The sequence below is a fragment of the Flavobacterium hauense genome, from assembly GCF_054457175.1.
The window spans coordinates 1-14,467 of sequence record NZ_JBTKVX010000030.1 but is presented as its reverse complement, the minus strand read 5'-3'; the positions used below and the strand labels follow the sequence as shown (position 1 = coordinate 14,467).

The window sequence follows — 14,467 nt, the reverse complement described above, 5'->3', positions numbered from 1 at the left end:
CTATGGCAGCATCGAGGGAGACACGTTTGGTTCTGATGAAGATATTCAGCCTGTTTTCTGTGGTGCGTGGTTATAATATTCCCATTATTGTACTGGCACAATATCTTTCGGCCATATTCATACTGGCTCCCGAAAAGAGGGCGCTTGATGTTATCCTGGACCTTAATCTTTTCCTGATCGTACTGGCATCATCGCTTACAATTGCTTCGGGCTACATTATCAATAATTTTTACGATGCGCAAAAGGACCTTATCAACCGTCCTAAAAAGTCCATGCTGGACAGGCTTGTAAGCCAGCAGACAAAGCTGCATGTGTATTTTTCGCTTAACCTTATTGTTACGCTAATGGCGTTTTGGGTTTCCTGGCGTGCGGTATTCTTTTTTGCAGGTTATATTTTCCTGATATGGTTCTATTCGCATAAACTTAAAAAATATCCCGTGGTGGGTAACCTTACGGCGGCACTGCTGGCGGTATTGCCCTTCTTTGGTATTTTGATGTACTTTAAGAATTTCTACCAGGTAATTTTTGCGCATGCTACCTTCCTGTATCTTCTGATTCTTACCCGAGAGCTCATTAAAGACCTTGAGAATATTAAAGGTGACCTGGTAGCCGATTACCGTACCATTCCGGTAATGTTTGGCGAAAGGACATCAAAGATCATTATCACTACACTTATATTCTTAACCATAATCCCGGTATACCTTCTTATTGATGTGTATGATGTGGGGTATATGGATATCTACCTGTATAGCGGTATGCTGGTGATCATCTGGTTCCTTATCCAGCTCTGGAAAGCTGATACCCAAAAAGAATATCTGCGACTGCATAATATACTTAAGTTCCTTATTGTGGCGGGCGTATTCTGTATTGTGCTGATAGATCCTTCGGTTTTAGTGCATGGCAGGAAGCTTTTGTCGTGTATTTATTTGTGCACGGGATAAGCTATTAAGCTGTCGCGATAGCTATCGGAATTATAAAGAAACGCAGGATTTTACAGAGTCGTGTTTTTGAGTTTTAAGAGAATTCTGTTAAGGTAGAATAAGGCTTTGTGTGCTTTTTAATTAAAAAATCTTTGCGCATCTCTGTGCTTCTTTGTGAGTCTCTGTGATACTAACTCACATTATTTAAGCTATCTTTGCAAAAATATTTGACAAAATGAACAACGGCAATAGCAGGAGAGGCGGCAATGACAGAAAGAAAAGCGGTCCTTCCAAACCCATGAATAAAGCGAGGAAACCGGGCGCAGCATCTAAACCTAAATCTTTTGAAAAACCGGCTTTTGAGGACGAAACTCCAAAAGCAAACCCTGCTGCAAAAAAGACTAAAAAGCCTGTTGCGCCTAAAAAGGGTCCTGCAACTTTTGCTAAAAAAGATGGTTACCCAAGGGTGAAACCGGTAACCGATAAACCGGCAGCTGTAAAGAAACCAACCGTAAAGAGACAAATCGCTAAAGACGAAATGCGTCTTAATAAATATATTGCCAACTCTGGTGCATGTTCACGCCGTGACGCTGATATCTATATCCAGTCGGGTAATGTAAAGGTAAACGGACAGGTAGTTACCGAAATGGGCCATATCGTTAAAATTACTGATACTGTAAATTTTGACGGGGTTACCATTACTCCTGAAAAGAAAGAATACCTATTGCTTAACAAGCCTAAGAACTTTACCACATCAGGTGAAGGTGAGAATGATATGCGTAATGTTCTTGAACTTATACGCGGTGCAAGCAGAGGAAATCTACAACCGGTAGGCAGGATGGATAAGAATACTACAGGTCTTCTTATCTTTACCAATGATACCGAGATCATAAGGAAATATGCACAGCCTAATCAAAAGTCGTTCAAGATCTATCAGGTGTCGCTTGATAAGAACCTGAAATTTGAGGATCTTGAAAAAATGTCTAACGGAGTGCATCTTGACGGTCACAAGTTATTCATTGATGAGGTGAGCTATATTGAAGGAGAGGCTAAAACAGAAATAGGAATTAAGCTTAGAACTCCTAACGTTAAGGTGGTACGTGCAATTTTTGAAAGTTTTAAATATGATGTTCTTAAAGTAGACCGTGTATCTTTTGCAGGCCTTACTAAAAAGAACCTTCCTCGCGGAAACTACCGTTTCCTTACCGAGCAGGAAATCATCAACCTTAAGAACATATAAGGTGCAACCGAGAGATATTGAACATATTGCTGTAAAATGGTTTGAAGCCTTCAATACCAAACAGCTGGATAAACTGCTTGATCTTTATGCTAACGATGCTGAACATTTCAGTCCGAAGCTAAAAATACGCAAACCCGAAACCAACGGACTTGTAAAAGGCCGTGCTGCTTTGCACGAATGGTGGCAGGATGCTTTTGACAGATTGCCAACCCTGTATTATAGAGTAAATAGCCTTACCGCAAATGATTACCGCGTATTTATGGAGTATGTGCGAACAGTGCAGGGCGAAGAAGATATGCTTGTGGCTGAAGTACTTGAAATAAAAGACGGAAAGATTGTTTTCTCACGTGTGTATCACGGGTAACGAAGTCGCAAAGTTACAAAGTACATAGTTAGAGTATAATAAAAGAAACCCCACCAGGTAATGGTGGGGTTTCTTTTATTATAAGGGGTCAAAAATTTGCTGCTCTGCGACTCTGTTACTTTGGCATTTCTTTATTAAGTCCTCTTTTCTTAAGCAACGGTTCGATAGATGGCTCTGCACCACGGAAGTTTTTGTACATCTGCATGGCATCAAGCGTACCTCCTTTTTCAAGAATATTGGTTCTGAATGATTTTGCAGTCGTAGCATCAAACAGTGATGTGTTCTTAAAAGCTTCGAAAGCATCGGTATCAAGTACTCCCGACCATATATAGCTGTAATATCCCGCTGAATATCCTCCACTGAAAATGTGGCTGTAATAGGTGCTTCTGTAACGCGGAATGATAGCATCAATAAGTCCCAGCTTTTTCATGGCAGCATCTTCAAAGCTAATTACGTTTTGTGTCAACGGATTGCTTCGGGTGTGATAGTCAAGGTCAAGGTAAGTAGCGGCCAGATACTCTACCGTACCAAACCCCTGATCGAATGTAGCCGATTCCTGAAGTTTTTTAATAAGCGCATCAGGGATCACTTCTCCTGTTTTATAATGTTTGGCATAAAGTTTTAATACTTCCGGCTCTGCAGCCCAGTTCTCCATAATTTGCGAGGGCAGCTCTACAAAATCCGTAGGTACGCTGGTTCCTGCAAGGGTCTCATAGGTTACATTACTCAATAGCCCGTGTAACGCATGGCCAAATTCATGAAAGAATGTAGTGGTTTCATCAAATGTTAGCAGGGCTGGATTGCCGGCTGTGGGTTTTGAGAAGTTGCACACTATAGAGATAATCGGGGCTATACGCTTGCCATCGACAGTTTTTTGCTTTTGGTATGATGTCATCCAGGCACCTCCTTTTTTAGAAGCCCTGGGGAAGAAATCCATATACAGTATTCCAACCTGTTTGTTGTCTTTGCCTGTAACCTCCCAAACGGTAACATCGGGGTGGTATTTAGGCAAATCTTTAAGTTCGCGGTAGTGCAGCCCATAAAGGTTTTTTGTTACTGTAAATATGCCGTTACGCACATTGTCGAGGCTGAAATATGGTTTTATTTCCTGCTCATCGAGGTCGTAGCGCTCTTTGCGTATTTTTTCGGTATAATAACGCCAGTCATACGGCTGCACATTGTCTTTTATACCATCGGCAGCCATCATTTTTTTGATGTCGGCTTCTTCCGTTTTTGCTTTTTCCAGAGCCGGTGTCCAGAGCTTGTCGAGCAGTTCATAAACTTTTTCCGGAGTTTTAGCCATTCGCTCTTCGAGCACGTAGGCCGCATGGTTCTTGTAGCCTAGGAGTTGTGCTTTTTCGGCTCTCAGATTGGCCATTTCAACCACATTGGTGCGATTGTCGTGGTCGTTGCCGTTGGCGCCGCGTTTTTGGTAAGCCGTCCAGATCTCTTTGCGAAGCTTACGATTGTCGGCATACTGAAGGAATGGTATTACGCTTGCATTTTGCAATGTAAATATCCATTTGCCTTCTTTGTTGTTTTCTTTAGCTTCATCGGCTGCCGTTTGGATTACTTCTTCCGGTAATCCTGCAAGGTCTTCTTTTTTATCAATAACCAGCAGGTAATCATTGGTCTCTGCCAATACATTTTCGCCAAACTTTAATGAGAGTACCGATAACTGCTCGTTGATTTTACGCAGACGTTCTTTTTGCTTTGCATCAAGATTAGCACCATTGCGCACAAACGATTTGTACTGTTTTTCGAGCAGTTTTGCCTGCTCTGCATTCAGTTTGTATTCAATCTGGGTGTCCCATATTTTTTTTACGCGCGCAAACAGCTTTTCATTCAGGGATATGTTATCATAATGCTTGGATAGTTCCGGGGCCATTTCCTGGGTAAGTGCCTGCAGGGTATCATTGGTGTTAGCGGTGTTCAGGTTGTTCATGATAGTGGTAATCCTGCTAAGAAGCTTTCCTGAATTTTCGAGCGCAACAATGGTGTTTTCAAAGGTTGGTTTGGCCGTGGTACCGGTAATGGCATCGATTTCTTTTTGATTTACTTTAATAGCTTCGAGTATGGCCGGTTTATAATGGCTGTTTTCGATAAGTTCAAAAGGAGGCAGCTGGTAAGGGGTGTCATATGCGGCTAACAGCGGGTTGTCATGACCCAATGCGCCGGTGGTATTTGTTTGTTTACAAGACATAAGTAAAGAGCAGCTTATGGTTAATGTGAGTATTGATTTCAGTATCATAGAATGAAGATGGTCGTGAAAGGTAAAGTTATCCTAATATGGTTAATAATCAAAACATATTAAGTTGTAGTTAAATAAGATTTCCAATTAACAGGAAAAAGCTATCTTTATTGAGGTTTTAAAAAGTGAGCCTATGAAAGCCCCTGTCAAAAAAATTGCCCTTAAGATATTAAAGTGGACCGGTATTACTATCGGGTTCATTCTGCTGTTAATGTTCCTGTTACCCTTGTTGTTTCCGGGCACGATTGCGCAACAGGTAAAAACCTTTGCTAACAAAAGCCTGGATGGTGAGCTTAACTTTACGAATTCAAAACTGTCTTTCTTTACGCATTTTCCGTCGCTTACCGTTTCTTTGGATGAATTATCGCTTAAAGGTTCGACACCGTTTAAGAACGATACACTGCTGAGTGCCGATCAGGTGGCTTTTGGTATCAACCTTAAACGGCTGATATTTGATAACGAGATCAAGATCGATGAGATCTATGTTTCGGATGCCCTTATTAATGTAATGGTAAACGAAAAGGGAGAGGCAAACTATAATGTGTATGTTGCGCCAAAAGATCAGCCTGTAGATACTACAGGTACGGGTCCGGCCATAAGGCTTGACCGTGTAGACCTGAAGAATTGCCGCATACGCTATAACGACCGCTCTGCAAAAATACTGGTAAAGGCCGATGGTTTTAATTATGTAGGTAAAGGTAACCTGAGCGAAGAGGTTTTTGACCTGATGACTGATGCTAATATTGATGCTATCGATTTTATATATGACAATGTGCCTTATCTGGAAAGAAAGGAAGTGCATGCCGATCTTGTAACACGAATCAATACGAATGCCTTATCCTTTATATTAGAAAAGAATGAATTGCGCATCAACAGGCTGCCAGTTGAGTTTACGGGCTTATTTACCATTCTTAAAGATGGATACAATATTGACATCAACGCCATATCGGAGAATAATAAGCTGAAAGACCTCTTCAGTGTCTTGCCACCACAATATGCAGGCTGGATGGAAGATACAAAGATCAAAGGCAGGAGCGATGTGCTTTTTACTTTTAAAGGGAGGTATAATGCAGCAGAAAACCTTAAGCCGGATCTTGGTTTTGGTATGCGCGTAAGAGATGGGATGATCGATTACAAGAAAGCCCCAATGGCACTGTCTGATTATGAAATGAACCTAAATGTGCAATTGCCTTCGCTTGATATCGAAAAGCTGCGCATCAATCTTGGGAAACTTGATTTTAACCTTGGCGACGACCACTTTCATGCGTTTCTTGAAACTCAGGGAATGAAAGAAATGAAGGTCAATGGTAAAATGAAAGGAACGCTAAACCTGGCAAGCCTTGACAGGGCTCTGGGTATATCGAACATGCAATTGAAAGGATTGCTTAAAGCTGACCTTGTAGCCGAAGGTGTTTATAGTGCAGAAAAAAGATTGTTTCCTAAAACTAAGGGAGGTGTAAACCTGCAGGGAGGTTACCTTAAGATGCCTTATTATCCTAACGCTATTACCGATATTAAGTTTGTTGCCAATGTGCAGAATGATAAAGGAACTTTTGATGATGTGAAAATTGCAGTAACGCCTGCCTCGTTCGTGTTTGAAGGAAATCCTGTGTATATCAAGGCCATTGTGTCTAACTTTGACGATGTAGCCTATGATGTAACTGCCAAAGGATCGCTCGATATAGGGCGTATATATAAAGTGTTTTCACAAAAAGGGCTCGATGTTACAGGCTATGCCAAAGCTGACCTAAGGCTTCAGGGTAAACAGAGTTATGCAACCACAGGGCAATACAGTAAATTGAACAATAAAGGCTCCCTGGTGCTAAAAGAAATTAAGGCGACGTCTGAACTTTTTCCGAAACCATTTAACCTGAAGGAAGGTTATTTTACCTTTAAGAACGAGAAAATGTGGTTTGATAAGTTTCAGGCTTATTATGGCAAATCAGATTTTGCCATGAACGGTTATCTGCTTAATACCATAAATTACTTCATAGAATCTAACGGTACCCTGAAAGGGAATTTTAATGTGAATTCGAAACTGATTAATGTAGACGAATTCATGGCAATGAAAGAAGGCGGGAATAAGGACATGAAACCCGAAGTTGAAGCTGTTAAGGAAGCTAATCCTAAAATGAGCGGGGTAGTGGTGCTGCCTACAAACCTTGATGTGTCACTTGTGGCTAAAGCAGACAAGGTAGAATATACCGGACTGGTACTTAATAAGCTTTCGGGTAAAGTAGGTATTGGCAAAGGAAAGATCTACCTGCAAAATACTACATTCAACATTATTGACTGTATAGTTCGCATTGATGGCGGTTATGATGATGAATCGCCTGTGTCGGCCAACTTTAATGTGCAGTTCAGGGCTAAAGATTTTGATATAAAAAGAGCTTATAAGGAAATACCAATGTTCCACGAGCTGGTAACGGCTGCCGAGAACATGGAAGGGATAGTTTCGCTGGATTATGATTTAAAAGGAGACCTTGATGGTAATATGAGCCCTATCTATCCGTCACTAAAAGGTGGTGGGACAATATTTGTGCGCGATGTACAGGTGTCAGGCCTGAAGCTTTTTGGAAGCATCAGTAAAAAGACAGGTTCGGAAGGACTTGATAATCCTAATGTAAAAGATATTCAGGTCAAGTCGACAATAAAGAACAACCTGATAAAAATAGAGCCTTTTACGCTTAAAGTGGCAGGTTTCAGGCCAACGATTAAAGGGACAACAAGTTTTGACGGGCTCCTTGATCTAAGGATAAGGCTGGGGCTGCCTCCGGGAGGATTGATAGGTGTGCCGATGGTTGTTACCGGTACGCATGAGAACCCTAAAGTGAAAATATTTAGTAAGACCGGTCAGGCAATACAGGAAGCGGAGTATAACGAAAAAGTAAACCGTGTGATCAAAAAAGAGGAAAGGGCAGAGCCTGAACCTGAAAAGAAAGAATAAAAAAAGAAAGCCCTTGCAATGCAAGGGCTTTCTTTTTTTAAGCATTTATAGCTTCTACTTTAATATCGTTATCGTTAAGCATATCCTTCAGCATATTCTCGATACCGCTTTTAAGGGTAAAGGTAGATGAAGGGCATCCGCTGCATGCTCCTTGTAAAAGCACTTTTACACGCTTCTCGTTTTCATCATACGACTCAAAAGCAATGTTTCCGCCATCAGCCTGTACAGCGGGCTTAACATATTCTTCAAGTATATTTATAATGCGCTGTGATGTCACGTCAAGGGAATCAAAGTAGGCTTCCTGTTGTTTTTCTGCCTGCGGCATTTTCTCTATCAGTGATTCATCAATTACAGTGCCTCCGTTTTCGATGAAGAGTTTAATGAAGCTGCGTATCTCACCGCTGATCTCATCCCATTCGGTCATTGCATATTTAGTGATAGAGATATAGTTCTCGTCAATGAATATTTCTTTTACAAAAGGGAATTTGAATAGCTCTTTTGCAAGAGGGGAAGCGACAGTTTCGTCGATGTTCTTAAATTCAGCCGAAGTTTTTGTCAGCATCTTGTTGGATACAAACTTTAATACTGCCGGATTTGGTGTTGCCTCTACATATACCGTAGAGGGTTGTTTCTTTTTAGTCTCTTCTTCTATGATAATTTGTCCGCCAGTGTTTACAAACTGCTCGATCTGGCTGGCAACTTCATCCTGTACATCTTCCCACTCTACGATAGAGTATTTTTCGATGCCAATAAAGTTGCCCGAAATGTAAACGGTTTTTACAAACGGTAGGTAGAACATTTTTTTTGCAAGCGGCGAATTTGCCGTCTCGTCAATATTTTTGAATTCATAATTGCTGCTCTTTGCAACAAAGTCACTGAACTCAAATTTCAGTATAGAAGGGTTTTGCGTTGTCTTTATCGTGATGCTTTCCATGATGTCAAAAAATTTATGCAAAATTAGTGTAAAAAAATCTTAAAAATACGGTAGGGTAAATATGATTCTAAATGTTTAGCAAGTTGTCGAAAGATGTTATGCAGTTATTAAACTTTAATTAAATCAGGGTTTTTGTGATTTTTTTGAATTTAACAGACAAACTATCGCTGAATTTTTATATTTGGCTTTTTAAATTAACATTTTTCTATAGAATATTTAACGTTGAGCATTATTTAACACTCTATATATGAGAAAACAATTACTCGCCATGTTGCTGTTGCTTGGAACAATTTGTTCTTATGCACAGTCAAATTTATCTGTTTTCAGTACTAACCCTGATAACAGTTACATTGCCGGTGAAACATTGACCTGGACGGTCATGATTACCAATAATGGCCCACAGCCGGCAAACAATGTACGCGCTTTTTATGCCGTGCCTACATTTATAATGCCTATTCCTGCGGGTATAACAAGATTCTCCTGGTTTAAGGGAGATGGTACCGGTGCTTCAGGTACTAATACGGATCTAAGTAATTTTACATCCGTTCTTGCTGTTGGCGAGACAGTAACCTATACCTTAAAGCTTAAGGTTCCCAGCAATTATACGGGGACTATTCCTCAAATGCAGGTGACCTATAGTAAAAGTGCTGATCTTGAAGTGATTAATACTGATGGTCAGGTTAATTATACTCCCGGAACCCAGGTTGTTTATAATGTGAGTGTTATAAATCATGGTCCTGAAGTAGCCAATCCTGTAAGTTTGGCAATGGCTATTCCGGCAGGGATTACAAACTTTTCATGGACAGGCTCTAATGGTTCTTCAGGGACCAATGCGGCGTTAAATAATACGATAGGAACTCTTGCAGTAAACCAGACGGTGACCTATACCGTAACGGTAGATGTGCCGGCATCCTATTCCGGTCCATTGACTACACAGGCTGTTTTGACAAGCCCTAACACTGTAGATCCTGTTCCCGGATGCACACAATGTACAGATACCGATACTTCCCTGCTCGATGCTGATGTCGTAGTAGTGAATACAAATAACCAATCCACCTATGTTGCAGGTGGAACTACTGTTTATACAGTAACAGTAACTAATAATGGCCCGGCTTCTGCAACTAATGTTGTGGTAAATAATGCTATCCCGGCCGGGATTACAAACTTTTCGTGGACAGGATCAAATGGTTCTTCAGGAACAAATGTTCCGCTTGCAAATACGATAGGTACAATGGCGCTAAACCAGACAGTAACCTATACCATTACGGTAGGTGTTCCTGTGGGCTTCAGCGCACCGACCTTAGTGAGCCAGACTGTGGTAACAAGTGACAGGGATGCTAATCCTGTGTGTCCTCAATGTACAGATACAGATATTAATCCTACAACCGGTGCTGATCTTGTAGTTGTGAATACAAACGGGCAAACGGTTTATACTCCGGGTACCCAGGTAACATATACTATCACTGTGACAAATAATGGTCCGGGGACTGCTACAGGGGTAAATGTGTCTAATGCAATTCCTGCTGGCATTACTGCCTTTAACTGGAGCGGATCCAATGCGTCTGCAGGTGCAAATACACCATTGAGCAACAGTGTGGCTTCTCTTCCTCCGGGTGGGGTGATTACCTATACGGTATTGCTTCAGATTCCTGCAAATTATCAGGGAGACCTTGTTAGCCAGACTGTAGTTACCAGCAATAACGATCCTAATCCTGCATGTACGCAATGTATTGATGTTGATACCAGCAGCACTCCAACGGTGAACCTTGTTGTGACCAATACTAACGGACAGGATATTTATACGCCGGGAGCAAACTCGGTTTATACTGTGACCGTAACTAATAACGGGCCTTATGCAGCATCCAATGTTGTTGTTTCAAATCCGATCCCTGCAGGAATTACTGCCTTTTCGTGGACAGGTTCTAATGGTTCTTCGGGAACAAATACAGCATTGAACAACACTTTGCCAACGCTTGCAGCCGGAACTACGATTACCTATACGATTACGTTAGGTGTTCCGTTGGGTTACACCGGTAATCTTGCCAGTACAGCAAGTGTTACAACATCAAGCAACGATCCGGTTCCCGGTAATAATACGGCAACCGATACTGATAGTAATGTGCTTTCGGCTGATTTGGTAGTGACCAAAACTCTAAACCAGGGTAATACATATACTGCCGGTGCCGATCTTATTTATACTATTACTGTAAATAACTTAGGGCCTACAGCAGCCAGCAATATTTCAGTAACCGATGCTATACCTGCCGGGCTTAGTGCTGCGGCATCTGTATGGACAGGTAGCAATGGTAGTGCCGGAACCGGTGACCTGTCCGATGTTATCCCTACGCTTGCCGTAGGACAGACAGTTACTTATACGCTGACAATCCCTGTACCTAGTAATTATAATATTTTAGCGAGCATTACGAATCAGGTGGTTGTAACCAGCGCAACACCGGATCCTAATCCGGCTTGTCCGACTTGTACACATACAGCTACGCCTAATCCGCAGGCTAATCTTGTAACGTGGAAGACTAACGGACAGACAGAATACCAGGTTAACGCCCAGACTACTTATACGATAGTAGTCACAAATCCGGGTCCAAGTGATGCGCATAATGTTATAGTACATGACAGTAAACCTTTCAATGTGAATTTGATGACGTGGGAAGGTAACAATACAGGAGGTAGTGGTACGCTGCATAATGTTATTCCGTTACTTGCCGCAGGGCAAAGTATGGAATATAAGGTTACAATATTTGTAGAGCCTAACCATGCTACATTTGTTGGGCCGCTTGTTAACGTGGTAAACGTGACAAGCTCTACCCCCGATCCTATTCCGGCATGCCCGGGCTGTACCGACAGGGATACGCCAAAGGTAGGTTATGTTACTGTTGACAGGTTTGCTTACACAAGGGAAGAACTGGTAAATGATGTCCTGATTAATACAGACTGTATCTCTATTACTAATATTACCTCAAATGCCGGAGACATTAACGCCAACAGTGCTACTCAGGGATATGGTATGGGTTATTTTGATAAAAACAACTCTACTTTCCCGATAAAAGACGGTATTATTCTAAGATCAGGTAATATTGAACTTAGTGAGGGTAAATATAACACTCCTTTCCCTTGGGAAGCTTCATCTACGGCAACGAACCAGGGCGATACTGAGTTGAATTACCTGAACCAGAATGTGCTAGGTAATCCGCGTTCGATGATGGATGTTACCTATCTGCAATTTGACTTTGTGCCGTTGTCTGACAAGATGAGCTTCGATTTCCTTTTCGCAGGTAACGAATATGGTTTCTATCAATGTGACTTTTTTGATGTTTTCGGTTTTTTACTGTCTAATCTAACAAATCCGAGCCCGGTACTGCCAGGAGCTCCTTTCGATTCTAATATAGCTGTTATTCCGTTTACTACTACACCTGTTTCGGTTCTAACCATTCGTGATATGGCCTATAATAATGGCTGTGCTTCAGCAAACGTGCAATGGTTTGGGCAGTATAATGTTACTAATGTGGCTAACTCTGCCATAAACATGAACGGCCAGACTAAAGTAATGACTGCTTCGGCTACTGTTATTCCGGGTGATACCTACAGGATAAAACTTGCTGTAGGAGATTATGGGGATACTGCTTTTGATATTGCGGTATTTATTGCCGGAGGATCTTTCAATATAGGCCAGCCAAAACTGCCTACTGAGCTTACTTTAGGTAACGACAGGGCACTTTGCCCTAACGAGGTATATGTTATCCAGCCTATATTATCTACAACCACCCCTTTTAACCTTTTCTGGGAAAAAGACGGCGTTACTATCCTTAACCCTGACGGGACACCGGTAACTACGCCTACTTATACGGTTACAGAAGCAGGGGAATACACTCTAAAAGCGGCATTTCCTTCAGCTCCGGGCTGTTACCTTTCGTCGAGTATGAGGATTGAGTACCGTCCTGATATTGAGGTAGCTGAACCAATAGATCTTATTGTTTGTGGCGATCCTTCCCAACCGCATGTTTTTGACCTTCATGATAATGATGTAATAAGAGATGTTCTTCCGGATCCGGATGAAGTTGAAATTGAATATTACCATTCTATGGAAGAAATAGAGAATGGTGATCCTATGATATGGTACGATCCTGCTACGGGATATATGGGCAACGATGGGGAAGAGATTTTTATTAAGATAGTAGCTTTTGCTAATATCTGTTATACTGTGAAGACTTTCAATCTGAGGATTTTTGATTGTAATATCGAAATGGAGCCTTATACTGCACACGTTTGTGAGCCTGCTCCTTATGACGGATTCGAAATTTTTGACCTTACTTCTTATACTGATGTGATGACGGTTGAAGATCCTGTGCCGGCATCCTATGCATATACTTTCTATAATTCACAGGCAGATGCTGAAGCTGAGAATAATCCTATTACAAACCCTACAACTTATTCAGGAACTACAGAAATTATTTGGGTAAGAGTTGATAATTCAGCTGCTGTTGGCGTAAATGCTTATGGAATTGGCCAGCTTTCGCTAATTGTTGATCCACAACCTGTTGTCGCTGCTGTTAGCGATGTGATTGCTTGTGGCTCTTATACATTACCAGCCCTTACTATGGGTAATTATTATTCACAGCCGGGAGGTGCAGGTACACAGCTCAATCCTGCATTGCCATTAACGTCTTCACAGACAGTTTATATTTATGCTGTACAAGGAACCGCTCCTAATACATGTACAGACGAAGAAAGCTTCGATGTTACTATTTATCCTAAGCCAACAGTTGAGCAGAGAGCCGACCTACAGGCATGTGATGCTTATGAGCTAACCCCTCTTACAGTAGGCGGATATTACACTGCTGCCGGTGGTACAGGCACCCAGCTTTTCCCTGGCGATTTCATAACAACAACACAAACGATATATATCTATGCTGTAACCGGCGATGCGACAACGATCTGCAGTGACGAGTCAGATTTTGTTGTAACGATCAACAGCGCCCCTGTAGTCACCCCAGCTACACCTTTAGAAGCTTGCGCAGACAACTTTGACGGCCGCGGTTATTTTGACCTTACAGTCGCGGGCGCGGAGATAGTGAATGGCCAGCCGGGCTTAACGGTGACCTACCACAACACAGCTGCCGCAGCAGCAATTGGAGTGAGCGCCATCACAACGCCAACGAACTACTACACGATTGTAGGTACGGTTTATGCGAGTGTTGTACAGACAGGTACGACAACCAACTGCCGCGCGGTAGAGCCGATCCAGCTAATCGTCCACCCAAGGCCTGCGGTACCTGTAATGACGCCTTATGCCTTATGTGATGACAATACTGACGGTATCCAGATCTTTGACCTTACGACAAAAGACCTAGAGGCCACCGGAGGCGATACGAGCCTTACGGTAACTTACTATACGAACCAGCCGGATGCATTGGGGGGCACCAGCCCGATCACCAATGCCACAGCCTACCCTAATGCTACTGCCAATACGCAGCAGGTTTGGGTAAGGATAGCGACAGGTTTTGGCTGCCGCAGCGTAGCGCCCTTTACCCTTATCGTAAACCCACTACCTGTATTGAGCAGTGTAGCTTCCGACTATATTATCAATGAGTGTGAGGAAGTCCCTGATTATGCGTATTTCCACCTTGATGAGATCGCCCTTTCGATCACCGATGGCGCAGTAGGCTATATCACAGAATTCTACCCTACGCAGTCGGAAGCGGTGTCCCCTACAGGCCCAGCACTGGCTAACCCACACCTTGGAGCGGACTCGAACATCTATGCCAGGGTTACCGATGGTAGCACAGGCTGTGTAAC

Annotated in this window: 7 protein-coding genes; 5 read left to right on the top strand and 2 right to left on the bottom strand. The window is 42.3% G+C overall.

Annotation, left to right across the window (positions count from 1 at the left end; genetic code table 11):
- Positions 1 to 2: 2 nt before the first annotated feature.
- From ACX0HA_RS16435 to ACX0HA_RS16425, 3 genes are all read left to right on the top strand, one after another.
- Entirely contained in the window at positions 3 to 941 is a 939-nt protein-coding gene (locus ACX0HA_RS16435; protein ID WP_458846394.1) for a geranylgeranylglycerol-phosphate geranylgeranyltransferase, read from the top strand.
- 214 nt (positions 942 to 1,155) lie between these two features.
- Entirely contained in the window at positions 1,156 to 2,160 is a 1,005-nt protein-coding gene (locus ACX0HA_RS16430; protein WP_458846393.1) for a pseudouridine synthase, read from the top strand.
- Between the two features lies 1 nt (position 2,161).
- Positions 2,162 to 2,524, top strand: coding sequence for a nuclear transport factor 2 family protein (locus ACX0HA_RS16425; protein WP_458846392.1), 363 nt, complete (start codon positions 2,162 to 2,164; stop codon positions 2,522 to 2,524).
- A gap of 115 nt (positions 2,525 to 2,639) precedes the next feature.
- Here ACX0HA_RS16425 and ACX0HA_RS16420 read toward each other — a convergent pair whose 3' ends face one another.
- The gene (locus ACX0HA_RS16420) at positions 2,640 to 4,775 is read right to left on the bottom strand and encodes a M3 family metallopeptidase (protein ID WP_458846391.1); all 2,136 of its coding nucleotides are present in this window, start codon (positions 4,773 to 4,775) and stop codon (positions 2,640 to 2,642) included.
- A gap of 133 nt (positions 4,776 to 4,908) precedes the next feature.
- On the opposite strand from ACX0HA_RS16420, the gene ACX0HA_RS16415 reads away from it, so the two are divergent.
- The gene (locus ACX0HA_RS16415) at positions 4,909 to 7,722 is read left to right on the top strand and encodes an AsmA family protein (RefSeq protein WP_458846390.1); all 2,814 of its coding nucleotides are present in this window, start codon (positions 4,909 to 4,911) and stop codon (positions 7,720 to 7,722) included.
- Positions 7,723 to 7,759: 37 nt separating this feature from the next.
- Here the strand turns inward: ACX0HA_RS16415 and ACX0HA_RS16410 are convergent, their stop codons facing one another.
- Positions 7,760 to 8,656 carry a NifU family protein gene (locus ACX0HA_RS16410; protein ID WP_458846389.1) on the bottom strand — a complete coding sequence of 299 codons (897 nt, stop codon included), beginning with the start codon at positions 8,654 to 8,656 and terminating at the stop codon, positions 7,760 to 7,762.
- A gap of 247 nt (positions 8,657 to 8,903) precedes the next feature.
- On the opposite strand from ACX0HA_RS16410, the gene ACX0HA_RS16405 reads away from it, so the two are divergent.
- Positions 8,904 to 14,467, top strand: a 5,564-nt coding sequence (locus tag ACX0HA_RS16405; protein WP_458846388.1) for a choice-of-anchor L domain-containing protein, incomplete at its 3' end; no start/stop codon positions are given.

What these genes read in the sequence shown, in the direction of transcription:
- ACX0HA_RS16435 (WP_458846394.1), top strand. Translation starts at nt 3, where the DNA reads ATGGCAGCATCGAGGGAGACACGTTTGGTTCTGATGAAGATATTCAGC.
- ACX0HA_RS16430 (WP_458846393.1), top strand. Translation starts at nt 1,156, where the DNA reads ATGAACAACGGCAATAGCAGGAGAGGCGGCAATGACAGAAAGAAAAGC.
- ACX0HA_RS16420 (WP_458846391.1), bottom strand. Translation starts at nt 4,775, where the DNA reads ATGATACTGAAATCAATACTCACATTAACCATAAGCTGCTCTTTACTT.
- ACX0HA_RS16415 (WP_458846390.1), top strand. Translation starts at nt 4,909, where the DNA reads ATGAAAGCCCCTGTCAAAAAAATTGCCCTTAAGATATTAAAGTGGACC.
- ACX0HA_RS16410 (WP_458846389.1), bottom strand. Translation starts at nt 8,656, where the DNA reads ATGGAAAGCATCACGATAAAGACAACGCAAAACCCTTCTATACTGAAA.